The sequence below is a fragment of the Psychrobacter sp. JCM 18902 genome (assembly GCF_904846615.1).
GTDB lineage: Bacteria > Pseudomonadota > Gammaproteobacteria > Pseudomonadales > Moraxellaceae > Psychrobacter.
The window spans coordinates 1,607,287-1,633,747 of sequence record NZ_CAJHBK010000001.1 but is presented as its reverse complement, the minus strand read 5'-3'; the positions used below and the strand labels follow the sequence as shown (position 1 = coordinate 1,633,747).

General features: G+C 43.1%; 19 protein-coding genes and 2 tRNA genes. 9 read left to right on the top strand and 12 right to left on the bottom strand.

Annotation, left to right across the window (positions count from 1 at the left end; all coding sequences use genetic code 11):
- The first annotated feature begins 15 nt into the window (after positions 1-15).
- The 4 genes from JMY05_RS06660 (at position 16) to JMY05_RS06645 (ending at position 4,835) form a co-directional block, all read left to right on the top strand.
- A complete protein-coding gene (locus tag JMY05_RS06660; protein WP_201614583.1) occupies positions 16-2,394 on the top strand; it encodes a hypothetical protein in 2,379 nt (792 codons plus the stop codon).
- 38 nt (positions 2,395-2,432) lie between these two features.
- Positions 2,433-3,494, top strand: coding sequence for a hypothetical protein (locus JMY05_RS06655; RefSeq protein WP_201614581.1), 1,062 nt, complete (start codon positions 2,433-2,435; stop codon positions 3,492-3,494).
- 199 nt (positions 3,495-3,693) lie between these two features.
- Positions 3,694-4,278: a hypothetical protein gene (locus tag JMY05_RS06650; RefSeq protein ID WP_201614579.1), complete on the top strand. Its 585-nt coding sequence runs from the start codon at positions 3,694-3,696 to the stop codon at positions 4,276-4,278.
- 104 nt (positions 4,279-4,382) lie between these two features.
- Entirely contained in the window at positions 4,383-4,835 is a 453-nt protein-coding gene (locus JMY05_RS06645; RefSeq protein WP_201614577.1) for a hypothetical protein, read from the top strand.
- 178 nt (positions 4,836-5,013) lie between these two features.
- Here the strand turns inward: JMY05_RS06645 and JMY05_RS06640 are convergent.
- The 6 genes from JMY05_RS06640 to JMY05_RS06615 all read right to left on the bottom strand — a co-directional run bounded on the left by JMY05_RS06640 (position 5,014) and on the right by JMY05_RS06615 (position 11,845).
- Positions 5,014-5,100: transfer RNA gene (locus tag JMY05_RS06640), tRNA-Leu, on the bottom strand.
- 123 nt (positions 5,101-5,223) lie between these two features.
- Positions 5,224-5,297, bottom strand: a tRNA-Cys gene (locus JMY05_RS06635).
- 399 nt (positions 5,298-5,696) lie between these two features.
- A complete protein-coding gene (locus tag JMY05_RS06630) occupies positions 5,697-6,794 on the bottom strand; it encodes a formate dehydrogenase accessory sulfurtransferase FdhD (protein WP_201614575.1) in 1,098 nt (365 codons plus the stop codon).
- Positions 6,795-6,879: 85 nt separating this feature from the next.
- Positions 6,880-9,252 carry an FdhF/YdeP family oxidoreductase gene (locus tag JMY05_RS06625; RefSeq protein ID WP_201614573.1) on the bottom strand — a complete coding sequence of 791 codons (2,373 nt, stop codon included), beginning with the start codon at positions 9,250-9,252 and terminating at the stop codon, positions 6,880-6,882.
- Between the two features lie 248 nt (positions 9,253-9,500).
- Positions 9,501-10,469, bottom strand: a complete 969-nt coding sequence (locus tag JMY05_RS06620) for a c-type cytochrome (RefSeq protein WP_265089052.1) — start codon at positions 10,467-10,469, stop codon at positions 9,501-9,503.
- Positions 10,469-11,845: a cytochrome c gene (locus JMY05_RS06615; RefSeq protein ID WP_045446778.1), complete on the bottom strand. Its 1,377-nt coding sequence runs from the start codon at positions 11,843-11,845 to the stop codon at positions 10,469-10,471. Before JMY05_RS06615 ends, JMY05_RS06620 begins: the two co-directional genes overlap by 1 nt.
- A gap of 266 nt (positions 11,846-12,111) precedes the next feature.
- Here JMY05_RS06615 and JMY05_RS06610 point away from each other — a divergent pair, with 266 nt between their 5' ends.
- Together JMY05_RS06610 and JMY05_RS06605 are read left to right on the top strand one after the other, a co-directional pair.
- Positions 12,112-14,217 (top strand): PhnD/SsuA/transferrin family substrate-binding protein, encoded by a 2,106-nt coding sequence (locus tag JMY05_RS06610; RefSeq protein ID WP_201614569.1) that lies wholly within the window; start codon positions 12,112-12,114, stop codon positions 14,215-14,217.
- A gap of 36 nt (positions 14,218-14,253) precedes the next feature.
- Positions 14,254-14,931 (top strand): response regulator transcription factor, encoded by a 678-nt coding sequence (locus JMY05_RS06605; protein WP_201614567.1) that lies wholly within the window; start codon positions 14,254-14,256, stop codon positions 14,929-14,931.
- A gap of 100 nt (positions 14,932-15,031) precedes the next feature.
- On the opposite strand, the gene JMY05_RS06600 is transcribed toward JMY05_RS06605, so the two are convergent.
- The 6 genes from JMY05_RS06600 to JMY05_RS06575 all read right to left on the bottom strand — a co-directional run bounded on the left by JMY05_RS06600 (position 15,032) and on the right by JMY05_RS06575 (position 23,666).
- Positions 15,032-15,826: an ABC transporter ATP-binding protein gene (locus JMY05_RS06600; protein ID WP_045446787.1), complete on the bottom strand. Its 795-nt coding sequence runs from the start codon at positions 15,824-15,826 to the stop codon at positions 15,032-15,034.
- Positions 15,827-15,857: 31 nt separating this feature from the next.
- Positions 15,858-16,757 carry an ABC transporter permease gene (locus tag JMY05_RS06595; protein ID WP_045446789.1) on the bottom strand — a complete coding sequence of 300 codons (900 nt, stop codon included), beginning with the start codon at positions 16,755-16,757 and terminating at the stop codon, positions 15,858-15,860.
- A gap of 430 nt (positions 16,758-17,187) precedes the next feature.
- Positions 17,188-18,228, bottom strand: a complete 1,041-nt coding sequence (locus JMY05_RS06590; protein WP_045446792.1) for an ABC transporter substrate-binding protein — start codon at positions 18,226-18,228, stop codon at positions 17,188-17,190.
- Between the two features lie 146 nt (positions 18,229-18,374).
- Positions 18,375-19,427, bottom strand: a complete 1,053-nt coding sequence (locus JMY05_RS06585) for an ABC transporter substrate-binding protein (protein WP_201614565.1) — start codon at positions 19,425-19,427, stop codon at positions 18,375-18,377.
- Positions 19,428-19,740: 313 nt separating this feature from the next.
- Positions 19,741-21,852 carry a methionine--tRNA ligase gene (metG, locus tag JMY05_RS06580; protein WP_201614563.1) on the bottom strand — a complete coding sequence of 704 codons (2,112 nt, stop codon included), beginning with the start codon at positions 21,850-21,852 and terminating at the stop codon, positions 19,741-19,743.
- Between the two features lie 398 nt (positions 21,853-22,250).
- Positions 22,251-23,666: a GntP family permease gene (locus tag JMY05_RS06575; protein WP_201614561.1), complete on the bottom strand. Its 1,416-nt coding sequence runs from the start codon at positions 23,664-23,666 to the stop codon at positions 22,251-22,253.
- Between the two features lie 347 nt (positions 23,667-24,013).
- Here JMY05_RS06575 and JMY05_RS06570 point away from each other — a divergent pair, with 347 nt between their 5' ends.
- The 3 genes from JMY05_RS06570 to JMY05_RS06560 all read left to right on the top strand — a co-directional run bounded on the left by JMY05_RS06570 (position 24,014) and on the right by JMY05_RS06560 (position 26,374).
- On the top strand, positions 24,014-24,727 hold the full coding sequence (locus JMY05_RS06570) for a CoA transferase subunit A (protein ID WP_045446795.1): 714 nt from the start codon (positions 24,014-24,016) through the stop codon (positions 24,725-24,727).
- A gap of 177 nt (positions 24,728-24,904) precedes the next feature.
- The gene (locus tag JMY05_RS06565; RefSeq protein ID WP_201614559.1) at positions 24,905-25,534 is read left to right on the top strand and encodes a CoA transferase subunit B; all 630 of its coding nucleotides are present in this window, start codon (positions 24,905-24,907) and stop codon (positions 25,532-25,534) included.
- Between the two features lie 39 nt (positions 25,535-25,573).
- The gene (locus JMY05_RS06560; RefSeq protein WP_201614556.1) at positions 25,574-26,374 is read left to right on the top strand and encodes a 3-hydroxybutyrate dehydrogenase; all 801 of its coding nucleotides are present in this window, start codon (positions 25,574-25,576) and stop codon (positions 26,372-26,374) included.
- Positions 26,375-26,461 lie beyond the last annotated feature (87 nt).

Here is a 26,461-nt window from a genome sequence, read left to right as displayed (position 1 = left end):
CCCGTAGGAGAGGTGTTGGCAGCCGCGGAGAAACGGAATTACTTAATTAGCCAGCTCAGTGAAATATCGGAAGATAGGGATTATAGTCATAAACTTATTAATGCTTTGATTATAAAAAACCTTGTAAAATCAAGTATAAAAATAACTGAATTTAAAGGGAAAGCCCTATTTAACGGGAGGGATAACGATGTTCTAGGAACAGCACTTAATATAGTATTCTCAGATACTGGTCCAGATGACTTGATATTTAAGCATATTGATGAGCCGAATTATCAGCATTACTTACAAACTTCTAAAAAAATAATTGATCTTAAGGACGAGATTGTCAGTGCTCATAAAGCTTTTATTAAAGCTATCAGTAGCGAGGATTTTAAATACATTTTAGAGAATGACTTTAATATTGAGCTGATTCATTACGCAAAAACTGCCAAAGGCTTTGAGTCTATGATTGCTCGTTGTATCGCAGGATGCGGTACTGATGATAGTAACCTTGGTGTTCCCCAAAGTATCTTAGATGCTTTTGAGACTAATCCGCCTAAGAGTGATGAAACCACTAACGAAGAGTTTAAAAAAGTATTACTACCTCAGCTAGATCGTAGTCTTAAAATAAACGAAAGTTGGTTAATAAAGGCGCTTGGTGGCTTAGACAAAGAATTTGTCAACGAACTCTATGACTTTAAGAAGAAGGATAGAGGCTCTGAAGCAGCTGGTGCAGGTATTGGCTATGTCAGTGATAGAGCCAGTACTGCTAAATTTAATCGAATTACAAGTACTATTGCCAACAAAACAATACTTATAAATACTCTTAGTCACAACTTGTTTAAGATTTATAAAAATAATCCAGAAGCAGCTAAACAATTACATATTGATTTAGAAAGGAGCATCTTTCATCATTATGGTCTTTACGTTGTTGGAGAGAGTGTGACAGCGAGGGTCGAGACTATAACGACCTATGCAAATATGGCTGCAGATTTTGTTTCGCCCAAATTTATTAAAAATGGCATCAATAAAAGAGCATCTAAAATAAAGGCTGGTATTAAAAGTACTTTTGAAGATTTCTCAGGTCTTAAAGTGGTTAAGCAACCTACTTTTGGTACAGAGGCTGAAGCTAAAACCTATGTACTCCATCATGTTAAAGAAGTTAATCAAAGCAAGCAAGGTGCTAGTGCACTTGGGCCACTGCATAATGGAAAGCCTATTAATTTAGCTGTGCTTAATGTAGATGAGTTAGCGGCTCATGCAACGAAGTGGCATAACAGAAGAATGAATGCTGGTGCTGGTTTAGTGTCTGGTGTGGTTGCTTTTTTTCAATTAAATTCACTTCTCGAAAGCATGCCAGAGCTTGCAAGACTAGAGTATGTAGGCGATAAGCTATTGTTAACGGAAAAGCAACTCGGTGTAGCAAGTGGTGGCTTGGCTCTAGTAACAGCAAGTATGGATATGACTGCTTCAGGAGCTAGCGTACTAGGTAAGACTAGCTTTGCAAACAAGCTGGTCTACCGAGCAGGATTGATAGGAGTGGTCGGCGCGACGTTTGAGGTGGGGAGCTTGGCTATTTATGGTTATCGTAAAGCCCACGATGGAAACTTAGTTTCTTTAGGTTATACAGTTGGTGCAGGTGTATCAATAACTGCTTCAGCAGTGGCGGGATTGATTTATGGTTATGGCGTGGCAAACGCTGCAACTGGTGGCGCGGCAGCTATTCCTGGTGCGGCACTACTTGGTATTATGATGATAGGCATGACACTAAGCTATACTTTCCAGCGCCTAGCCTATAAGTATGATGATAAACGAAACGTATTGATAGAATATTGGCTAGACAATAGCGTGTTCGGTAATAAAGCCATGCGCACACAAGACTACTCTTTAATAAATCCGTTCCAGTCAAAGCCCGATTTTAATAGCTTAGCAGAGGATATTAGCGGCTTTATCACTGCCTGTTCAGGATTTTTTACGAAAAGTGCGTTAAGTAAAAACCAAGATAGAACAAATGGGATATTAGGAGGTGCTGTTGCTGGCATACATGGTATCAAATTTAACAACCAAGTCGTAATGGGTCAGTTTATTGACAGTAGTGAGTTGCATATTTCTATTGAGCTAGTTACGAAAGATGGCAAGGTTTTGAGCAATTTATTCAATATGTCCTTATCATCTGCCAATGGCTCACTACAACCTACTGGAAATGGCGCATATTTTGATCACAGTAAAGTTGTTATAGAAAACAAAGATAAAAATACTGTGGTCACTGTCAAGGATATCTATATCAAAAACAGCGTCTATAGTGCAGATAGCATTCAAAAGGGCAGAGTGATCATTAAGTATATTGCTGATGTCACTCAAAATCCTGTCTATCCATTGTATGACTTTGCTTACATGGATAATAACAAATACTGAGCCAGTGACTACACAATATATTTAAGTTGAGTTCTATTATGATACTACCAGTGCCACAAATACTTCCTATTGGTAAGATTATTGGAAATCCTTATCAAGGTGAAATTGATAGTTTTATAGAGAAAGATTACAGCATCAATAGACTAAGTAATATTATACATGAGATAAACCCAGACTATCTTCTGTTTCATCCTTCTATTAATTCTATTCAAAATGTATCCTTGTTGGCATCGTATGGGGCGGCTTGGTTATTTGGGCAAAGTTTTTTTATTTTCATTGTAGTAACAGTTAAATATTTTGTGATTGAAGAGTTTGAGTTGTTATCTTTATTTCCGATTGGAATGCTCATTATTTTATTATCGATACTTGGTTTCGCTCCTTTTCTCACCCTTAAGCAACTTAAAACAAAAAAGTCCCGCTATTATAAAATTCTGTTACTAAAACAAACACAACAGATTGGCTACTACGAGCACAATCGCAAGCAAGAACCTGTTTTTCATCTTCTTAATTATAAAGATATTATTGCCTCTGTCAGAGGTAATGAAGGTACGAATCTTGAGTCTCTTAACTTGCATATTATTGATAAAACAACAGATGAAATGATTCATTCAATTAAATTTGATGACATGCGACTCAACCCCTACGATCAATGGGCATTCATTCGCACCTACATGGAGCGTCCCGCAGAAGGGCTGCCTTTAAACACAGAATACGCTCAAGCGTGCCCAACGGACATGAGTCAGTCATTATTTGCTTGTGCTGATATCGCTCAAACCTCCAAAGAGTTTTCTTATAAGAATCCTACTCATGAGTTTCGTCCTGTTGACTGGATTAGGTGCTGTATCGTTAGCTACTTAGACCTTGCCGAAGGTAATATATACCAGTCCAGTGCCAATCCTGCCTCGCACCCTGAAGTGCAGCGACGGCTCATGTGGGATGGAACAAACAACCCATATAATATCTTGCCTGTCACCGCAGAGCGACAAGCAGCCTTTGCTAATCAAAACCAAGTGGTTAAGCGGAAATGGTATTCTGGCATGGCTGTGAATGCAACATGGTTTATTGGCTCGATACTGTATGTGATGCTGGTGATTGCTTAGATAAAAACTTATCAGCCAACGTCAATTAAGCAGTATGAGAACCGCTAAAAATGAACAACTACATCATAAGACCGCAAGAGATTTACCTATTAGAGCGCTACAGTTCACTCGCTTACTTTAAAGAGATGCGCGATGCCTTTGCGAATATGCTGAATATGCATTGGAGCTATTCGTCAATGAATTGCCCTTTAATTACCGCATGCGTCCTATTAATAGACAACCTGATATCGTCTGGGGCGAGCTGGTATTGCCAAACCTACGTAGCACTTTAGACAACCTTAACGTCGGTTATCGAGAGCTGTTAAAAGGGGATCTAGCGGCAATAGGCTACGGCGGTAATGTTGAGAGTGATTTTCGGGCTATCAGTATGGATTACGATATCGACTGGATGCCAGAACAGCAACAGTTGGATTATGAGAAATGGGAAAGAGAAGCACGCTTACGTGCTTTTAATATGAAAATAACCAGTTATTTTGGACGGTATCTATACAGTTTAATAGAAAATTACAGCATCGAATCAAGAGGAGCGCTTAATGCGCCTGAATCATGGCCTATCTATAGTCTCAACCAACAATATAGCGTTAAGGTAGATGAAGTCGTCCCTGTCGCTGGCATTTATGTACCAAATCGAGCAGATGCCAGTGCTCAAGTGCTATTGGATGGCATGTTAGCAAATGAAGCTAATATCGGTTATGACCCTGATACGACACACGCTGTCGGCAGAGCTCCTGTTACTTGGATGCTTGTTGAACGTATCGCGGATAGCGGTGGTGGCAGTATGTAGTACTGGAATCTTCACGTTGTGAGGCAAATCAGCCTTGTCCGCAGACAGGATATTGGTGGTCACCTGCCAGTCAGGAGTTGCAACATTTTCAAGCAGAAGAGATCATGCCAGACATGACTAAAGGAAGGTGGGAAACCATTTGGTATTTTAACGAAACCAATCCGATGAATATTCAACCTACCACGAGTTATATAAAAAGGAAAAGAGCCAGGCGACCTAAAGCTTATAAATGGCACAATGGAAATGCGTATCTAAATAATTATGTTAAACATGCCTTTTTTACTATAGTCATCGTCAATATATCGATTCTGCTGTTTGTTAAACAAAACTGTGGAGCCACTATCTATGAGCAGTTATTAAAGGCTATCTTTATGCAGGCGCTGTGTTTATGTATGCTCACTGATTCCAAATTAATGCTTGCGCTGGCTAGTGTTACCAATAGGCCGTTAAGTACTATGAGAGTGGCTGCTTTTTTCATCATGTTAGGATCGTTCTATCTATTTTTTATTACGACACAAGGTTTGCCTTTTCAGAATGGGATAACAGGATGTGGCTAACTATTGATTATATACAATTGATATAGCTTATTACCCTAAACGTGAGAAGGACGTTTAACAGTAAAGCTAGCAGGTCATTACTAGTAAATTATCTAAATAGTGGAAAAAATTTAGTTTAATAAGATAAAGTGCACAATAAGAAAAAGGCTTCCAATTGCTTGGAAGCCTTTTAATATAATGGTACCCGGAGCCGGACTTGAACCGGCACGCTATTACTAGCGAGGGATTTTAAATCCCTTGTGTCTACCAATTTCACCACCCGGGCAAAACTTGTATAATCTAAAAGTAAGCTTTCTACTTGTTAGATAGTGGTCGCTATTATAAGCATTTATATTAATAAAGCAAGCTAAAATTAATATAATATGAATAAAATTTTAACCTAAATAATTGGAGGCTGAGGTCGGAATCGAACCGGCGTTAACGGAGTTGCAGTCCGCTGCATGACCACTCTGCCACCCAGCCAATCAAGGACGCCTATATTAGCAAATATAATTTAAATTACAAGTTATTTTTTCGCTAAATGCGAATTATCTACTCAATTCTCCTTATTTGACCATAAATTAATGGCTATTCAAAGTATTAGGAGGTCAAATTAAGCCATTATCAAGCTTAAAAATCAGAGATGGTTCGTCAAAAAACATCATAACCATCGAATATAATGTACGAAATAATATCTTCATTATTTCGTTGTGTGTTTGATAAAACGAGATAGGAAATAGATAGTGTTTTAAAAAGGCTTCGATTGAGCTAAAAAGGAGACAATTTATAATCGAAAAATCAGGGTTATATGTCTGTCATTAAAGCGCTGCAAATGAGAGTTTGTGAATAAGTGCGCTTAATGAGAAAGTCGAGCATAAAACTTTATAGGTCTGAATAATTTGAATAGTAAGTGACTCTGTTATCACGCAAAAAACCTGCTAATCCTAAGCCATAACGCTCAGCGACACGCACTGCGGTACTGGTAGGTGCAGACATACCGATTAGCCAAGGGATGCGCCCACGAATGGATTTTTGTACCAGCTCAATCGATAGGCGTGAGGTCATAAGGACGCAGCTAATCTCTACTTTATTGCGCAGTTGCCAACCGATCAGCTTATCAAGCGCATTATGGCGCCCTACATCTTCGAATAGGTATAGCTGCTGATTATACATCGTCGCAGCGGCGTGTACGGCACCGGTCAATTGGTGCGTATGCTGCATGGCATCGACTTGCTGGCGTATTGCTAATAGACAGTCAAGACTTGGTGTATCTATCTTTTGTCTGTTTTGACGATAGATACTCAAGTCAGGCAGTGCTTGTGTTAGCCCTGTGATGCCGCACATGCCACAACCTGTACGCCCTGCTAGCTGACGTTTTTGCGCTTGGATACGCTGATGGCAACGCTGGTTTAGTACTAGCTCCACCACATAAATGTCATAATCTTGCAGTGACGATAAGCTTTGTTCAAATGCTGCAGATTCAAAACTTTCATTCGTAGAATCCTTTATAAACGAGTCCTGCATAAATGAGTCTTGCGTGAATTGTTGATAATTTTCGATATCATTCAGTTGGGTAACTTCCCAATCAAGCAGCTCATGGCTATGTTGAATTAAGCCTTCGCTAAACAAAAATCCGACGGCTAAATACTCTAACTGGTGAGGGCTTGCCATCAATACCGCATAGTGAATACCATTGATAACGATAGCAACCGCAGCTTCCACTGCTAAGCTCGCTGATTGGCAATCGATACTGATTTGCTGCATATGGGTCTGTGCAATATTAGTCTTAGCAACACGGGTCTCAATAATGTTGTTAGGGTTATATTTATCTGTCGGATAATGATGCTTTTGCGCCCAATGATTACGTGCAAGCGGCGTTGCAGATGACTTTAGAGTTTCTGATGTCTTATTTGTTAGGGTGTTTACCGAAAAAATATCGCTATATTTTGCGTCAGTTTCAGTATCACTTTGGGCAATCATAATACCTCGTTATATCGTATGGTCATTGCCAAAGTTATCATCTCTTTTAAATATATGCATCATTCAATGATTCGCCCGTTGCTGACTATGCGTGATCGGTCGTACCAGCATTTGCCTCAACGCGTTGCAAAACAACGGTCGTCGATTTATACGCTGGTATGTGAGAGTCTGGTGCATGCGTGTCTAAATCAAATAAATCATTACATTCAGGATAATAAGTTGCGACAGCGTTAGCGGCGATATCCATATCAGTCAATACTAACGGCCCTAGCGTGCGTGGCTGAACGGTATCGTCTGTGTTATTTGAATCATTTGAGGTGGTATGACGGGATACCATTACTCGGTCACCTGCTTGCCAACCCAAACGAGTCATTTCATCTGGGTGCATAAACAACACATCACGGCGATTGGTTTGGCGATAGCGATCTTCAAATCCGAAAATCATGGTATTAAATTGGTCATGGCTACGGACACTGGTCAATTGCCAAATTTTTTGTTCATTGTTTGGCGCACTATTAATATTATCAGCGGGTTTTTTGTCATGGTGAAAGGCTAAGGAGGTCTCTGCCATTTGTGCTGCAATGTAGGTGATAGGGTATTGTGGTACTTCAAATTGCGCTTTGCCACTATCAGTATTCCATACACGATGACGCGCAGAATGGTACAAATGAAAGCCACGCTCGGTTTCGCGAATACGCTGATTAAAGTCTTCAAAACCGTCAATCGCTTGGGCGATATAATCACGAACGATGTCAAAGTCTTCACTCATTGCTTGCCAAGGAATGGATGAATCAGCACCAAGCACATGAGTGGCGATATCTGCCACAATTTGTGCTTCAGATTTCAACGTATCGCTGACGGGTTTCAGGTTGCCTCGAGTGGGTACAATCTGACACATGGAATCTTCGATAGTGGCAAATTGCTCACCTTTGGCAGTGATAATACGTTCGGTACGACCTAAGCAAGGCAGAATAAGATTGTTCGCGCCCGGATACAGCATAGTTTCATTAAGTTTAGTACCGACAAAAATATTGAGCTGAGTGGTGGTTAAAGCTTGCTGAATTGCACTGGTATCAGGTGCTGCCACGGCATAATTACCGCCCATACTCATAAAGACCTTAAGCTTACCGGTAATCAATGCTTTCGCACCAGAGACCACATCAAAGCCATTTTCTTGCGGCATCGGACGTTCAAACACACGCTCAAGGCTGTCTAGTAGCTTTTGTGCAGGGCGCTCATGGATGCCCATGGTACGGTCGCCCTGTACGTTAGAGTGACCACGAACAGGAGACGCGCCTGCGCCATCAATACCAATCATCCCCATTAATAATAATAGGTTGGTAATCATCGCTACATTGTCATCGCCTTGGACGTGCTGAGTGATGCCCATGCCCCACGTGCAAATGGTCGCAGGACTCGCCGCTACCAGTTTTGCTATATTAATGATTTCCTCTTTACTGATACCAGACCCACGTTCCACATCCGGCCATGATTGTTGGCGCAGCCACGCGTCGAGTGCCTCATATCCTGAGGTATGCTCATCGATAAAGCTTTGATCGATTTTATTGTTTTTAGTCAGCCACTTAGCGATACCGGTTAAGAGCGCTGCATCGCCGCCGATCTGAATTTGAATGACCTCATCGACCATCTCATCATTTTGACCTGCCGCCATATGCGTGGGCTTTTGCGGATTTCTAAATTTACGTAAGCCTTGTTCGCGCATAGGGTTGATTGAGAGGATTCGACAGCCTTGCTCGTGAGCATGAGCAAGCATTTCAAGCATGCGCGGATGATTGGTCGCAGGATTTTGTCCAAACATCAATATCAGTTTGGCTTGCTCAAAGTCTTCCAATTTCACGGTCGCTTTGCCAATACCCAACTGTCTACCGAGCATTACCGACGTTGGTTCGTGACACATATTGGAGCAATCTGGTAAATTATTGGTGCCAAAACAGCGCACAAACAGCTGATACATAAAGGCGGGCTCGTTGGTCACACGCCCTGAGGTATAAAATAGCGCCTGATCTGGCGAATCAAGCTGTCCTAATTGCTCAGCGATACATGTATAAGCGGCTTCCCAAGAGATCGGTAGATAGCGGTCTTGCGCGGCATCATAATATACAGGCTCTGATAAACGACCACTATGCTCAAGCTCATAGCCCGACCAGCCTTGTAACTCGGTGACGCTATGTCGCGCAAAAAACTGCGCATCGGCTTTTTTTGTCATGGTCTCACTGGCGATGACTTTGATGCCGTTTTCACAGACATCAATGGCTTTATGTGACTTATGATCTGGCCAAGCGCAACCTGGACAATCAAACCCGCCTTTGGGCTGATTGCTTTTTAACACACTCAAACCACCACGTAAAAAAGTCTGATAATCCATCAATTTACGAGTAGAGGAAATCAGCGCAGGCCAACCGGCAGCAGGGTGGGAGTAGACAGGAATTTTGCGCATGACAGACCTCATAGTAAATGGCGGTAGCGAACTTTGATATACAGCAACTATATAGTGACGAGCGAGAAGTTTGTAGAAGCATTAACTATAGATAACAAAAAAACCTTTAAGAAAAATGTATTTTCTTAAAGGTTTATCGTGTCTATGCTCGCTCACAAGCGAGCATAGAATGATGTTTGCTTAAGTAAAGTCCTCTTAAGTGAAGTCCTCTTAAGTGAAGTCTTTATAAATACCGTCTTCTTAATATATCAGTAACGCGCGTCTTTAGGTTTTTTACCATTTGGCCAATCATTGACCTTACCAGCAAAGTCAGGGCGCGGCTGATGAGTAAAGAAGTGCGCCACATCGACGGCATCTTGATCGCTCAGCACATTTCCGTGACCCCATAAGCCTTTGGTCTGAATACCCATCGGCATGTTGTATTTTACAAAGGCCGCCGCCTTGTAAGTACGTGCCATACCAGCACCGATGTTAAAGGATTCATCGCCCCATAATGGCGGGAACACGATATCGCCGCGACTGTCTTTGATGCCTTCGCCATTATCACCATGACAAGTTGCACATTGAGCTTTATAAATTTGTTCGCCGCGGACAGGGTCTGGGGTTAATGATTCATCCACTTTACCTGCATTTTGGATATCGACCTTTTGCTCTTTTGGGGTATTTTGCGACAGCCACTTCATATAAGCCAACATTGCCAGCATTTCAGGGGATTCAGGTTTCAACGGTTTGCCATTCATTGAGCGCTGGAAGCAGCCATTAATGCGCTTGGTTAAATCAACTTCCTTACCAGATCGTGGCATCACGCGCGGATAGAAATTATAACTATTGATGTACGGATCACCCAGTGGAATTTTACCTTGTGAAATATGGCAGCTGTTACAGTTCATTTGCGCGCCCACATGCTCTGGCAGTAAGCGCTTGGTTTCGTTTAATAAGCGTTTACCATAAAATATCTCATCAGCATTTGGTTCATCCAAGATAGCCGTATCTTGCGGCAGCACATAAGTGCCGATATCTTCGTTGGCATCATCAGCAGTGACTAAGCCGTACTCAGGCGCATTCTGTTCGATAGGCTCGGGCTGCGAGCAACCACTACTGATAGCGGCGACACTAAACGCTGAAGCAGTAAGGATAGCAGTAGTTAATTTGCCCATGGGCATTTTTTGAGAGACAACGCTAGCAATAGTAGGCAAGTTGAGTGGAGATTTTTTCATTATTCTGCTCCTTTTGTTTGCGCATCAATACTTAAGTCTGGGGCAATATCCGTACTGGTTTTTGGTTTTTTGGCGAGGAAAGCCCGCATTTTTACCACATCATCGACATCGATTTCAGGCGCTTGGTTGGTCCAGCTATTGCGGACATAATTGACCACTTCTGCCACATCTGCATCGCTAAGATTGCTGAATTCAGGCATAGTAAACGCCATACGGTCATGTGGAGTTTCAGGCATACGACCACCGCTCAAGGTAATCTGTAGTACCGAATCGGCATTGTTAGAATAAACCGCACTATTGCCATCAAGCGCTGGGAAAATACGCGCGACTCCTTTACCATCGACACGGTGACAAATTTGGCAATATTCGGCGTACAAAATCGAACCGCGCGAATCATAGTCGCCATCTAGCAGTTTTTGCGTAGTGAGGTCTTTTTTCGCAGGCAGTGTGGCTTCTTTGTTTGGTGCTGGCGTTAATGTTTTTAGATAAGATGACATGGCGTTGATGTCGTAGTCGGTCATATACTGGGTGCTATGCTCAACCACTTCGGCCATGGCACCAAAGGCAGCAGTGGTATCAGTACGACCAGTTTTAAAGAAGTCATTTAATTCTGCAACCGTCCAAGTGCCAAGTCCGCGATGCTCACCGCGGATACTTTTGGCGCGCCAACCATCGATGATGGCACCGCTCAAATACTTGTTAGAATCTGCATTACTTAGAGCGATTTCTTGAAAGCCAATACCGCGCCCAGTATGACAAGAGCCGCAGTGCCCAGGACCTTCGACTAAGTATTGACCACGAGTCAATAGTGCGTCGTCTGTCTCAGGGACAAAGTCACGCTTGCGATCAAATAAGACCTGCCAGTATGCCAAGGGCCAGCGCCAGTTTGCTATCGGAGGTAGCTCGCTTTTTAGATTGGCTTGTTTGACGGCTTTGACATCGGACATAAAGAAAGCGTACATCGCGGCTAAGTCTTCGTCTGGCATGAGCTGGTAAGAGGGGTACGGCATAGCAGGATATAAGGCTTTATTATCACTGCGTACCCCATGCTTAACGGCATTTTTAAAGTCGGCGAAACTATAGTTGCCGATGCCAGTTTCTTTATCGGGTGTGATATTGGTCGAGTAAATTGCCCCAAGTGGCGTTAGCATAGGCAGACCGCCTGCATAAGTCTCGCCATCGAGCGTGGTATGACACGCGACACAGTCAGCAGTGCGCGCGATATATTCGCCCTGCTTGATGAGAGCAGGATCAGTGATATTGACCTCGATATCGTTACTGCTGGTGCGCATATTTGGCAGTAATTGCCCAATAATAAAGGCAACCACCAGCCCGATGATGGCTGCTATTATTATAATCAGTGGCCATTTTTTCATAAGCCCGCCCTCCATAAGATATTTTTACTAAGCTTATAATTCATCACCCATATTTCATGAGGTGTATTAATCATTCTTATTGAAATCAAAATTCAAATCAAAATTGAAATCGAATATTTGTGATTTAAGCTCAGCGAATTAAAAGTTACACAACTGTCATATAGTATAGGGTAGCGGGTAATATTGTGATATTGTGGAAAACCACATTATAATTAAGGTTTTTACTTATAATGTACGTTTAGTAGGTCAAATATAAGGCTAGGTGTATGCATAAAAAGTCTAAAATTTGGGCTGCTTTAAAGACTTGTTTTATTATCGTTGTAGCCTCGGCTGCTTGGTTACCGCTATCTAAGGCAACCGCACAGACTTACTATTTGGGTGTGCTGGCACCTCAGGGCGAGACAGCCGCGCAAAATCGCTGGCAGCCATGGCTTGACGAGCTTAATGATCAGTTGTCAGATGACACCGTGATATTGGTACCTTTGGCGCTGGAGAATTGGCAACAGCAAATAGAGGCACAGCAGTTTGCGCTAGTGCTTGGCCCGCAAGTACAGTTTATAAAAATGAATACCATCAGGTGGCGCTGGCTGGCTACCTTACAAACAGAGACGGCTCAATTAAATAGCAATGCGCAAAACGCTCGTGATAAAAGTTCTCGTGATAAAATTTTTAGCAATCAAGGATTTGATGCTGAGGGTGTTAATGGGCAACAATCCCAAAATCAGCTATCGACGACAGTCACCCTCGCCAATGAATTTAATAAGCTAAATGAATATACGCCATTAAAACAGCCGAGTGCGATGGAAGAGGTCGCCAGTGCTCTATGGGTCGCTGCCGACAGTGATATTTATCGTTTGCAGGATTTGGAGCAACGGCATATTGCTGCCGTCGACACTGACGCATTTGGCGGTTATTTATTGGGCGCGCATTTATTACAGCAAAATGGCATTATGCCAAGCCACTATCAAACACAGTTTGTCGGTTATCCGATAGAGCGCACTTTGCATGCCTTGGCTAGCGGCAAGGTAGACGCTGCCATTACGCCGCTTTGTTTGATGGAGGAGATGGCAAGGCGCGGTCAAATCAATGACAAGCAATACCGTCTCATTCATCCAGTCGCCACTGTATCCAGCTGCCACTCTTCAACGAAAATATACCCAAATTGGACATTGGCAGCGACCGAGCAAGCGCCAGATGCTTTGGTGCGCCAGATCAATCAACATTTATTTGGCAAGAATCAAGCAGAGCAGCGTTGGCTGCCAGCAGAATCGAGTAGCGATGCTGAGCGCATTCTTTATGAGATGAATCGCCATCCCGCCCAAAAGCAGCTGAGCGCGTATATGGTCGACTGGATAAAGGCGCATCGATTATGGATGGCTGTGATTATTTTGGTTATCCTGATATCGACAGTAAATTATGCTTGGATGAGCTGGCTGGCATGGCGGCGGCAAAAAAAGATAGTGCGGCAAAATAGACTAATCCGTGATTATGATCAGCAGTTACACCAATCAGAGCGCTTTGCGGTCATCGGTGAGATGAGCGGTGCTATCGCTCATGAAATCAATCAGCCGCTGGCAACCATTCAAAATTATGCGCAAGGGTTATTGATACGCAGTCAACAAGCGCATTCATCCAAAAAGACGGTCGAGGCAGCATCACTTGATAATGCGGCAACAGAGAATGCTCTACAGCAAATTGTCAACGAAACAGAACGCGTCGCTGCTGTAGTGACTAATATTCGCCGCTGGGCTGGACGGTCGCAAGCAAATGAAACTCGTATCGATATCGCAGCTATCTATCAACAGTGCATCTTATTATTGGGTGAGCAAGCAATAGGTGTCAATTTTTGGCTGGCAAGTGATTATCAGCATTTAACCTTGCCAAATTTATTATTAGATCAGTTACTGATAAATAGCATGACCAATGCTACGCAGCAAGGGGCGACCAATATCATGCTACGCTGTCAGGCAGAGGAACACGATGGCAAGCAATGGTTGGTACTGCATCTAAGCGATGATGCTGGCGGCTTTGATCAAGCTCAGTTGCAGGGGCAGTATTTACCAGAGAACCTACCCAGTCAGTATGCTACTCAATCAACGAAAGCAGGCGGTCTAGGCTTAGGACTGATGATATGTCAGCGCTTATGCAAGTCGCTGGACGGTATGATGCAGCTATATAATATTGATGCCGAACGTGAAATTGAGCAAATTTACCAAGTAATGAGCAGCGAGCAGCACCGCTTTAAACGTAGCTTAAATGGTAAAATTCAGCTGCTACAAACCAATACTAACTATCAGCTGTCAAACATGGTGGGCGCACAAATGTCTTTTTATCTGCCATTATCTTTAGCGAATAATGACGAAAAACTCTAATGAATATCAATAATATATTTAGCCATAAGGTCACATATGACGTCTAATCAACTCTCAAATGAGCCTACGTGCTGGCAAGATGAAAGCAGTCATCTGTCTGACGATTTATCAGGCATTACGCCAGAATCGCTTATCATTCATATCATTGATGACGAAGAAAGTGTGCGCATGTCCTGTGATTTTTTGATTAGCAGCTTAGGGCTATCGACCCAAGTGTGGGCAAGTGCGCTAACGTTTTTGCAACAAGTTAATATCTATCGTCCAGCAGTGATTGTGAGTGATTTGATGATGCCAGAGATGAGTGGTCAAGCGCTACAAGTGCACCTTAGTCAACAGGACAGCCCTATGGCATTGATAGCGCTAACGGGAAATGGCGAGATTGCTGATGCTGTCAATATGCTGAAGCAAGGTGCGGCTGACTATCTGGAAAAACCGATTAATAGCCGCCGGCTACAAGAAGCGCTTGCATGTGCGCAAGACCTCACTCTAAAGCGCGCCACGCTTTATGATATTAAAAAGCTTTATGCGCAGCTGACCGATAAAGAAAAGCAGGTTGCCAATGAATTGTTAGAAGGTAATCTGAATAAAAATATCGCTGAACATCTAGACGTTTCCGTCCGTACGGTAGAGGTGCATCGTTCACAAGTGATGAAAAAAATGCAGTCACAACATGTCAGTGAGTTGATTCAAAAGTTGGTTATGCTTGATGCTTAAAAATTAAGACAGTCGTATCAATTAAAGCAGTCATAAAAAAACGCCTGATATTAAACAGACGTTCTATTTTTTCAAGAGTTGAAGAGTTTTGCTAAGTTATTTAACTCAATATCAAGCTATCATCTTCGACTTTTTCGCCGCGCGTTTGCTCAAACATATCAAGTAAGTCATGTACAGTCATGCCTTGACGTTTATCGCCAGCCACATCTAATACCACTTGTCCTTGATGTAACATCACCGTTCTGGTGCCATGCGCCAATGCCTGCTGCATCGAGTGGGTAACCATCATGGTTGTGAGCTGATTGTCCGTCACAATCTTATCGGTCAATTCTAAAACGAAAGCAGCAGTCTTAGGGTCAAGGGCAGCAGTGTGCTCATCAAGCAATAAAATTTTGGAAGGTTGCAGTGAAGCCATCAATAGGCTGACGGCTTGACGTTGACCACCGGATAACAGACCCATACGGTCGGTCAAACGATTTTCTAGCCCCAATTTTAATACTGATAATTTTTCGCGAAATAAATCACGGTTATTTTGGTTGAGTGCAAAGCTCAAACCACGTTTGCCGCCGCGCTTATAAGCCAGCGCCATGTTTTCTTCAATGGTCAATGCTTCACAAGTCCCCGCCATCGGGTCTTGGAACACACGTGCCACCCAATGGGCGCGTTGGTGCGCGGTCTTTTTGGTGACATCGATACCATTTAATAAGATTGAGCCGCTATCGACGCGCGTGGTACCACTGACCGCATTTAAAAAGGTTGATTTACCCGCGCCATTGGTACCGATGACAGTGACAAATTCACCATCAGCGATGTTGAGATTGATACCGCGTAGGGCAGGGTTTTCAATGGGCGTTCCAGGATTAAAGGTCAACCGCAAATCTGTAGCTTGCATCATAATAATTATTCCTTATGGTTGCACATTGACATTAAGCCCGAACTTTACGACTTAAAAATTTATTTTTAGCTTTTGGCAATACCAAGGCAAATACGACGAGTAGCGCTGTAATCAAGTTTAAATCTTGCGGGCCAAAACCAATACTACGTAGCGTATCGCTCGATAGCGCCACCTGAATAAATAGCTTATATAGCACCGCACCGACGACCACGGCAAAGGTAATCAGCCAAATACGCTTGGCAGGAATGATGGTTTCACCAATGATGACCGCTGCTAAACCGATGACAATGGTACCGATACCAATCGAGATATCTGCGCCACCTTGAGTCTGCACAAACAATGCACCTGCTAGAGCAATCAAACCGTTAGAAATCGCCATACCAATGATGGTCATCCATGAGGTGTTAATGCCTTGCGCCTGTGCCATTCGGAGGTTGGAACCCGTCGCCCGCATCGAAAGACCCGTTTCGGTACTATAGAACCAGTTTAAAAATAACATGGCAGCTATCACCACGACACCAATAATTAGACAGCGCATCCAATAACCGTTGCCATCCGTGACCAAGGTGCTAAAGACCGTGGTTTCACCCAATAATGGCAAGTTCGGTGCACCCATAATCCGTAAATTGATAGAATATAGTGCGACCATTACCAAGATACTGGCAAGTAGTTGCAGGATGCCAAGTTTGACGTGTAGCCATGCCGTAACAATACCAGCAACGGAACCTGCCAACATACCAAAAGCACAGGCAAGCCATGGGTTGACACCAGCGATGATAGAAATACCGGCGACAGCGCCCCCTAGTGGAAAACTACCGTCAGCGGTCAAGTCGGGGAAGTCGAGGGTGCGAAATGAGATCAGCACACCAAGTGCTACTAGGCCATAAATCAGACCGCTTTCAAGTGCACCAAAAAAAGCAATTAAAGACATAAGAGATCAGTAAGTCATAACCAAGCGTTTAGCAACTAACGTTCTAATATCGATTTATAGAATGAGTGCGTGATATAGATCAGCGCTGTCTCATCTATACGTCAATTTTAGCTAAACGACTAAGCGGTGAATTTAACAGATTAAACAATCTGCGGTTAGGGTAAACCAAAACATGTCACGATCAACAGCTATCATAAGCTACCTAGGTTCAAAGCTTTGATTAAAAAAAGGGCAAATTTAGAAATGATGCAAATACTTTATATTTAATCAATGTGGTTTAAATAAGAAGCCCAGCCTACTGATTCATAGCTGGGTTTCTGATGTTAAACATTTAGCCTCATCGCATAAAGGTAGATGACGGCTGACACCAAATCCATCAAACTCGGTATCTACCTTATGATAGCTGTAATGAGCTAGCTATAAAAGTGCGTTATTCTACCACTTCTTTTGCTTTATCGATAACCGCTTGTGACAAAGTAATACCTTCTTCTTTGGCATGCTTTGGACTAACGTATAGATCCAACATTTGCGGGGTGTAGACAGGAATAGCACCTGCTTTTTCACCATTTAAAATACGTACCACGATTTTGCCTGTTTCGCGACCAAGCTCGTAGTAATTCACGCCCAATGCAGCAACGGCACCACGCTCAACTGAGCTAGTGTCAGACGCAATCAGTGGAATTTTGCTCTCTTTAGCGACTTGATATAGTGATTCGTAAGCCGATACGACGTTATTATCGGTTGAGGTGTAGATCATATCGACCTTACCTTGGAGGCTACGTGCTGCCATCGCAATATCAGTACTACGCTGGGCAGGCGCTTCGAGTACATTGATACCTAGTGGTGTCAGTTTTTCTTTTAAGTTTTTCAAGATAATCGTTGAATTGACTTCGCCTGGGCTATAAACATAGCCGACATTTTTTAGACTAGGAATGATTTGACGCATCAGCTCAATTTGTGGCTCATAAGGCAGTGCATCAGAGCCGCCAGTGACATTGGTGCCAGAGCCATCTAGTTTTGTCACTAGTTTGGCGGCAACTGGGTCAGTGACTGCTGAGAATACTAAAGGGATACTGCTAGTAGCAGCAGCTACTGACTGCGCTGATGGAGTACCAATCGCAACGATAACGTCTGAATTGTCTGCGACGAATTGCTTAGCAATCTGTCCAGCAGTGGCAGTGTTACCCTGTGCGCTTTGGAAATTAACCGTTAAGTTTTCACCATCTTTAAAGCCTGCTTCATTGAGCTCGTCGATAACGCCCTTACGAACGTCATCAAGCGCTGGATGTTCGACGATAGCCGTAATAGCGACGGTCTTCATCGCTGTGGCTGCATCGCCAGTAGCAGCTGTATCAGTAGTGCTGGTATCTTGTGCTGATTGATTACAGCCAGTCAAGATGGCAGTACAAACGCCACCTAATAATAGTGCTTTACTAAAGTTAAAATGACCAAAACGATTTTGATACAACATGGGTCTCACTCCTGAAAATAATAATGTGTCCGTACATTATTTAATTTATAGATAAAAGGTATAGATGGATAAAGGGTAAAGCAGTTATCTGTATAGAAGGCTAAATGTTATTTTTCAGTGCTACTTGTCAAAACTATTTATCCGTATTATTTATCCGCACTCTGCGCTTGTTTGTCGACATTAATGGCATTTTTTAGCAGCTCATCAGTCAGGCTGACGCCTTGCTCAGCAGCATGTTTCGGGCTTGCATATAAGGTTAAGGTATTCATCACTTCAGGCTTGACGCTGCTAACTGCTTCGCCATTTAACACACGATACACCATTTTGCCTGTGGTACGACCAAAGTCATAATCATTGACACCAAGTGCCGCAGTTGCACCACGTCGCACACTAAACTCGTCCGAGGCAATGACAGGAATATCAAGCTCATTGGCAGCACCTGCCATCGCTTCAAAGGCGGATACCACATTGTTATCTAGTGAGGTATAAATCACATCAACACGACCAGCAAGGCTACGAGTCGCCATGGCCACATCCGTCGGGCGATTGGCGGTTACGTCTAATATCTTAAGCCCACGTGCAGGCGCAGCTTTTTTAAGTTGATTGAGTACCACCACCGAATTGACTTCACCTGGACTATAAACATAGCCAATGGTTTTTGCATTAGGTACAATTTTTTGAATATTGTCTAGTTGTGGCTCGATAGGTAGCTCACTAGACAGTCCTGTCACATTAGATTGGATAGGCGTATTGTTCTCGTTAATGAGCTTTGCCGCTACAGGGTCTGAGATAGCCGTATAAATAACCGGAACCGTCTTAGTTGACGCAACGATAGACTGAGCTGATGGCGTCGAGATTGCCACGATGGCATCTGGGTTGTCTCCTGCAAACTGCTTCGCAATCTGACCTGCTGTCGCTGTATTGCCTTGAGCACTTTGGAAATTAATGGTTAGATTTTGGCCTTCAACATAGCCATTATCTGCCAACTCATCAATAATGCCGCGGCGCATCGCATCTAACGAAGGATGTTCGACGATTTGAGTGATGGCTAATGTCTTGGCAGGCTTGTCAGAATCTGCGGCGGCACTTGTATCTGTCGTTGCAGCAGTGTCGGTCGTGTTTGAGCAGCCAATTAATCCAAGCGCGGCGCTCATAGCAGCACCGAATAGGCTGAAGCGTAAAGTAGTAGCAAAGGTCATTTTATTGGGGCTCATAGGTTAGAGAGTGCAGGTTACCCGAGTCAATGTTATGTGCATGCTGAGATAACGGGCTAACATCAAAGTAATCAATCCATTGATCATTACGTCCATATTATGACAGTAATGTAACTTATGGCAATAAGAAATTAAAACGCGTTTGTCATTACCTCTATAAAGAACGTGCTGAGTCAATGTGTATCGATATTATCTTCTATATAAGCACTGATTTTGGCGATTGACCAGCGATAGTTTTGGGACAATAAAAAAGATGCCCAGTTGGACATCTTTTTTGTTTGTTGAGTAAGCCTAACTATTAAGCAAGCACATCGCCAATCACGCAGTGGTCAGGTAAAGTAACCACCGTCAGCTGGGTTTTGGGATTGCCAGTTGATAGCACCATCCCTTCTGAGACACCAAACTTCATCTTACGCGGAGCAAGATTGGTCACGCAAATGACCTTTTTATCTAGCAATTGCTCAGGCTCATAGAACTTACGAATGCCGCTAAACACATTGCGCGGTTTGTCTTCGCCAACGTCCAAGGTAAATTGTAAAAGCTTATCTGCGCCTTCGACATGATTGCAGGCTAAAACGTGAGCGACTTTCATCTCAACTTTGGCAAAGTCTTCGATACCGATATAGTCAGTTTGCTCAGTATTTGTCTCAGCATCTATATCAGTACCAGCTTCTTTTGCGGGCTTATTATCTTTTTTAGCAACGGCTTTGCTAGCCACTGGAGCAGCAGCTTGAGCCAAAGAGTCTTTTGAGGCCTCAACCATCGCGGCAACGTCTTTTTCTTCGATACGCTGCATCAAAGGCTTGAACTTATTGATTTTATGACCCAATAGCCACTCATTACGGCTGGCAAAGCTTAAGTCGTCAATGTTCAAAAACGCTTTGGCATTGGCGGTTAGCTGAGGCAATACTGGTGCAAGATAAACCATCAATTGACGGAAGATATTAATCGCGACCGAGCAAACATCTTGAACTTCTCGCTCTGCGCCTTCGACCTTAGCAAGTGCCCATGGTTTTTTCTCATCGATATATTCATTGGCTTTATCAGCACATTGCATAATCAAACGCATGGCGCGAGAAAACTCACGGTTCTCGTAAGCGGCAGCAATCTCATCACCCGTTTTGGTAATATCTTCTAATAAACTTGGCTCAGCGCAGACTTCTGTGAGCATGCCATCGTACTTTTTGACCAAGAATCCAGCACTACGACTGGCGATATTGACCACTTTACCGACTAGATCAGAGTTAACCTTTTGCATGAAATCTTCTAAATCAAGGTTGATATCTTCGACTTTATCAGACAGTTTACTAGCAAAATAATAACGCAAGTATTCAGGATGTAAGTGATCAGCATACGTTTCGGCTTTAATAAAAGTACCGCGTGACTTACTCATTTTTTCGCCATTGACCATCAAGAAGCCATGAGCAAAAACACCCGTTGGTGTACGGAACTCACTACCGGCAAGCATGGCAGGCCAAAATAGCGCATGGAAATAAACGATGTCTTTACCGATGAAGTGATACACCTCGGTTTTATGCTCGTTTTCTTGCATCCAATAACGGTCGAAATCAAGCGCCTCGTCTGTACCTGCGCGTTTATCGCAGAGGTTTTTGAAGCTCGCCATGTAACCGACTGGCGCATCGAGCCAAACATAAAAATATTTGTCTGGCTCATCGCTTGGGGTATCTGGAATCTGAAAACCAAAGTAGGGTGCATCACGGGAAATGTCCCACGTTGCCAGACCTGCTTCAAACCATTCTTGTAGCTTATTGGCGACCGATGTTTGCAAGCGATTGTCACTACGCGTCCAATCTTTCAAGAATTGCTCAAATTCAGGCAAATTAAAGAAGTAATGCTTGGACGTTTTTAGAATAGGCGTGGCATCTGATAGCGTTGAATGCGGGTCTTTAAGATCCGTTGCATCATAGGTGGTACCGCACACTTCACAGTTATCGCCGTATTGGTCTGCCGCTGCGCATTCAGGGCAAGTACCCTTGACAAAACGATCGGCTAAAAACAACTGTTTTTCAGGGTCAAATAGTTGTTCGACATCTTTTGTACTAATATGCCCAGCATCATTCAAGCGACGATAAATCAGCTCAGAGAAATGCTTGTTTTCTTCTGAGTGGGTGGAGTGATAATTGTCAAAGTTAATCAAAAATTTAGCAAAATCTGCTTCATGCGACGCTTTCACCGAGGCAATTTGCTCCTCTGGCGTGACGCCATTGGCTTCTGCTTTGAGCATGATTGCCGTACCGTGTGCATCGTCTGCGCAGACATAAGTGACCTGATGGCCTTGCGCTTTCATGGCACGCGCCCAAATGTCGGTCTGAATATATTCTACAAGATGCCCCAAATGGATATAGCCATTGGCGTAGGGCAGGGCACTGGTTACTAGAATCTCACGCACTTTTATCACCTATATTTTTATATAAACGGGTTGGTTATCAAACGTCTTAAGCGGTTTTGAGCTATTAGACGCGATACTATTAATATCAAACTATCAATGCTAAAACATATTAAGCAAATAAAAATTTAAAAAAGTGTGCCTATGATACCGTAATTCGGCCAAATTTGTGACATTACCTGAGTAATTAATATAGTCGCTAATAAAGCGATTAACTCTATATGGTATATAGAGTGTCAATCAATTATGAGAGATAAATAGTCGGTTGTATTTATAGGTAGTAATGAGAAAGTGCCCATAAAAAACCCACCAAGCAATCGCTTAGTGGGCTCTTCGGTATCAAGCAACAATCGTTAAATTTAATTATCTTTAAGGTTTAATAAATGCCTCATTTCAGGACGTTAGAACGAGCCAAACATCGTCCCTAAAATGATAACGGCGACCACAGCAATAAGAGGAATCACCATCGTTACCATGGCGACGTTTAGATAGGACTGCTTATGGGTCAAACCACAAATCGCCAGTAAGGTGATGACAGCGCCACTATGCGGTAGCGTATCCAAACCACCTGCTGCCATCACAGCAACACGGTGCATGAGCTCTGGGTCAATACCCGCTGCGACCGCCATTCTTAAATAGTCTTCACCCAACGTCGATAAGGCAATACTCAAACCTCCAGACGATGAGCCAGTAATACCAGCAAGCGTGGTCATCGCCACTGCTTCTGAGATTAAAGGGTTGTCAGGCGTTAGATTTAAGATACTATCACGAATGATAAGGAAGCCTGCTAACGAGGCGATAACCGCGCCGTAACCAACTTCTGAGGCGGTATTAAAAATCGGCAACATCGAATCATAAGTACCACGGTTGATGGTTTTTTGCAGATTATTCCAATGACCGATACGTAGCAAAATTAACACCGCACAAGCCACGACTAACGAGATGATAATTGACCATAAACCCAGTGAGCCTGCGATATTTAGATCAGGAAACTGAGCTTGTAAGCCGCTAAAATCCACTGATGGAAAGACAGCGTAAGTTAATAAAGCATTTAAGCCAATGACCAACACCAGTGGAATAATAGCAATAGTAAATGAGGTGTGATGCGTATTTAATACCTCAGTTTCTTTTTTGGTTGCGCCAACGCCGCCCACATCCTCTTCGTCATGCTGACCATAGCCTTCGCCTGCTGCATTGGCTTTTCTGGCGCGTGATTGTAGCCATAACCAACCACAAATAAACATGATGGTACCGCCGATAATACCCAAGATAGGCGCGGCAAAAACGTTGGTATTATAATAAGGAATCGGAATGGCGTTTTGAATGGCAGGCGTACCTGGCAATGCCGTCATCGTAAAGGTGAATGAGCCTAAGGCAATCGCTGCTGGAATCAAGCGCTTAGGAATATCAGCGGCTTTAAACAAGTCTTTGGCGATTGGGTAAATAGCAAATGCCACGACAAATAAAGAGACGCCACCATAGGTTAAAATGGCACAAACTAAGATAACGGCTAAGATGGCTTTGCTGGCACCAAGCTTTTCGACCACGGTTTTGGCAATCGCGGTCGCCGCACCAGAGTCTGCCATCAAACGCCCAAATAATGCACCCAGCAAGAATATAGGAAAAAACTTAAGTAAAAATCCACTCAATGCGCCCATAAACACATCGGTATAGGCCGGAATCGTGCTTAAAAAATCACCTGATAATATTACGGCTAATGTCGCCATAATCGGTGCTAATATCAGCACGGAATAACCGCGATAAGCAAAAAACATCAATAATAATAAAGTAATGACAATAGCAAAGGTACTAAACATGATCGCCCTCCTTGGCAAAGTTCAGTCAGCGAGTATGCAGAGCATAGTGATATTGGTCAATAAAATTACTTAAAATAGGCAATATTTGATATTTTATTAAACATAAATCTTGTCTTAATAAGATATTGACCCATCATATATACCGCTACTGCGCTGGCTTGTATATTCCTATGGTTATTCTCTTCTCGCTACGAGAATAATATGGTAAGTTAGCACAAGATTTTTAATTATGATATATCGATAGAAACTGTATTAATATAAATATGGAAGTATTGAGTGATGTCACCTACTCATAATCATTGATGATAGAAGTTAATAACAAAAAATAGACTTGCAAGGAGATAAGCATGAGTCAATCAAAAGTATATAGCAGTGCCGAAGAAGCGCTAAAAGGTATCGTCAGCGATGGACAAACGCTCGCTATCGGTGGTTTTGGTCTGTGCGGTATTCCTGAAGCGCTCATCGAAGCGTTACGTGATAGCGGGGTTAAGGATTTGACCTGTATCAGTAATAACGCAGGCGTCGATGATTTTGGCTTAGGATTGCTATTGCAAACGCGCCAGATTAAAAAAATGATTTCATCCTATGTCGGTGAAAATAAAGAATTTGAGCGTCAATACTTGGCAGGCGAGTTAGAAGTTGAATTAACGCCGCAAGGGACTTTAGCGGAAAAACTGCGTTCGGGCGGTGCTGGTATTCCTGCGTTTTACACCGCCACTGGCGTCGGCACACTGGTCGCTGAAGGCAAAGAAACCCGTGATTTTGACGGTCGTACTTATATACTTGAGCACTCATTACGCGCTGATGTGTCATTAATCAAAGCGCAAAAAGCGGACAAAGCGGGCAATTTAATCTTCAATAAGACGGCGCGTAACTTCAATCCAGATTGCGCCATGGCAGGCAAAATTACCATTGTTGAAGTCGAAGAAATCGTAGAGACGGGCACCTTTGATCCTGATGACGTGCACCTGCCGGGTATCTTTGTGCAGCGTATCGTCTTGAATAGTAATCCTGAAAAGCGTATTGAAAAAACCACGATTAAGGCCGTTGAAGGCGCTTAGTTAAAGGCTTTATAGGGTTTTTTCAAAGTGTTAAATTAATAATAGAATATTGTAATACTATTCCTAAAAATTTGAGTGGCAAGGAAAACGAGTGAAAGTGCTACATTTAGTAGACTAAGCGAGTTTGACACCGCTCATCATATTTTTTGGGGTCGTTATAAAAATAAGGAAGTTATCATGGCATGGACAAGAGAGCAGATGGCACAGCGTGCCGCACAAGAGCTACAAGACGGCTATTACGTAAACCTAGGTATTGGACTACCAACCCTAGTCGCCAATTATATCCCCAAAGATGTCGATGTTTGGCTACAGTCTGAAAATGGTCTATTAGGTATCGGCGAGTTTCCGACGGCAGAAAATGTCGATGCAGACTTGATTAATGCGGGTAAACAAACCGTCACTGCCGAAGTGGGTGCCAGTTATTTTAGTAGCTCAGAGTCGTTTGCGATGATTCGCGGCGGTCATGTTAATCTTGCGATATTGGGCGCAATGGAAGTGTCAGAAAAAGGCGATTTGGCCAACTGGATGATTCCCAAAAAAATGGTCAAAGGCATGGGCGGTGCCATGGATTTAGTCGCTGGCGTGCAGCGCGTGATTGTCTTGATGGAACAAGTCAATAAACACGGCGAGCCAAAAATCCTTGCCAATTGCGAGCTACCATTGACGGGCAAAGGGGTGGTTGATCGGATTATTACCGAACTTGCTGTACTAGACGTCACTGACAACGGTCTAAAGCTAGTTGAGCTGGCAGAAGGTGTTAACTTTGATGAGCTACAAGAAAAAACGCCAGTGAGCATTGCTCAGTAGAAGCCTGTAATAAAGCTATTTAATAAAGGACTATAAAATATGGCAACCACATTACAACAAGATTTGACTGGCAAGGTGGCATTGGTTACTGGCGCTGCCAGCGGTATCGGACGCGATATCGCTGAAACTTATGCCAAAGCAGGCGCATCGGTTGGTATTGCTGATATTAATCTTGAAGCCGCTCAGAAAACCGTTGATGCTATTGAAGCGGCAGGCGGACGCGCATTTGCCATTGCCATGGATGTCACTTCAGAGGAGGCGGTAAACGCTGGCATGCAGCAATTAGTTGATACCTTTGGTGGTATTGATATTCTTGTCTCCAATGCTGGTATTCAGATCATCGATCCGATCCATAAAATGGCGTTTGAGGATTGGAAAAAAATGCTTGCCATTCATTTAGATGGGGCGTTTTTGACCACTAAAGCGGCGATACAGCACATGTATAAAGATGACAAAGGCGGTACGGTCATTTATATGGGCTCGGTACATTCGCATGAAGCATCCATGTTTAAGGCGCCTTATGTCACGGCAAAGCATGGGTTACTTGGGCTGTGCCGTGTATTGGCTAAAGAAGGCGCTGAGCATAATGTACGCGCGCATGTGATTTGCCCAGGGTTTGTTAAAACGCCATTGGTCGAAAAGCAAATTCCGCAACAAGCGGCTGAAAAAGGCATCAGTGAAGAATCTGTAGTCAATGATATTATGTTGGTCAATACGGTAGACAAAGAATTCACGACCGTCGATGATATTGCCCAATTGGCATTGTTTTTAGCAGCATTCCCGAGCAATGTATTTACAGGTCAGTCTATCGTTGCCAGTCACGGTTGGTTTATGAATTAACTGAGTGGTGAATTAATGGGTTTGCGGGTTGTTTGATTGGTTTAAGAATCATGGGCTTGCTAATAAAAGATCAATCCATTAGCATCT

Excerpts from the sequence above, each read along its gene's own strand:
- JMY05_RS06605 (WP_201614567.1), top strand. The coding sequence starts at position 14,254 with ATGACGTCTAATCAACTCTCAAATGAGCCTACGTGCTGGCAAGATGAA.
- JMY05_RS06650 (WP_201614579.1), top strand. The coding sequence starts at position 3,694 with ATGCGTCCTATTAATAGACAACCTGATATCGTCTGGGGCGAGCTGGTA.
- JMY05_RS06615 (WP_045446778.1), bottom strand. The coding sequence starts at position 11,845 with ATGAAAAAATGGCCACTGATTATAATAATAGCAGCCATCATCGGGCTG.
- JMY05_RS06590 (WP_045446792.1), bottom strand. The coding sequence starts at position 18,228 with ATGTTGTATCAAAATCGTTTTGGTCATTTTAACTTTAGTAAAGCACTA.
- JMY05_RS06570 (WP_045446795.1), top strand. The coding sequence starts at position 24,014 with ATGAGTCAATCAAAAGTATATAGCAGTGCCGAAGAAGCGCTAAAAGGT.
- JMY05_RS06655 (WP_201614581.1), top strand. The coding sequence starts at position 2,433 with ATGATACTACCAGTGCCACAAATACTTCCTATTGGTAAGATTATTGGA.
- JMY05_RS06600 (WP_045446787.1), bottom strand. The coding sequence starts at position 15,826 with ATGATGCAAGCTACAGATTTGCGGTTGACCTTTAATCCTGGAACGCCC.
- JMY05_RS06575 (WP_201614561.1), bottom strand. The coding sequence starts at position 23,666 with ATGTTTAGTACCTTTGCTATTGTCATTACTTTATTATTATTGATGTTT.
- JMY05_RS06625 (WP_201614573.1), bottom strand. The coding sequence starts at position 9,252 with ATGCGCAAAATTCCTGTCTACTCCCACCCTGCTGCCGGTTGGCCTGCG.
- JMY05_RS06560 (WP_201614556.1), top strand. The coding sequence starts at position 25,574 with ATGGCAACCACATTACAACAAGATTTGACTGGCAAGGTGGCATTGGTT.
- JMY05_RS06565 (WP_201614559.1), top strand. The coding sequence starts at position 24,905 with ATGGCATGGACAAGAGAGCAGATGGCACAGCGTGCCGCACAAGAGCTA.
- JMY05_RS06620 (WP_265089052.1), bottom strand. The coding sequence starts at position 10,469 with ATGAAAAAATCTCCACTCAACTTGCCTACTATTGCTAGCGTTGTCTCT.
- JMY05_RS06630 (WP_201614575.1), bottom strand. The coding sequence starts at position 6,794 with ATGATTGCCCAAAGTGATACTGAAACTGACGCAAAATATAGCGATATT.
- JMY05_RS06610 (WP_201614569.1), top strand. The coding sequence starts at position 12,112 with ATGCATAAAAAGTCTAAAATTTGGGCTGCTTTAAAGACTTGTTTTATT.
- JMY05_RS06645 (WP_201614577.1), top strand. The coding sequence starts at position 4,383 with ATGCCAGACATGACTAAAGGAAGGTGGGAAACCATTTGGTATTTTAAC.
- JMY05_RS06595 (WP_045446789.1), bottom strand. The coding sequence starts at position 16,757 with ATGTCTTTAATTGCTTTTTTTGGTGCACTTGAAAGCGGTCTGATTTAT.
- JMY05_RS06585 (WP_201614565.1), bottom strand. The coding sequence starts at position 19,427 with ATGACCTTTGCTACTACTTTACGCTTCAGCCTATTCGGTGCTGCTATG.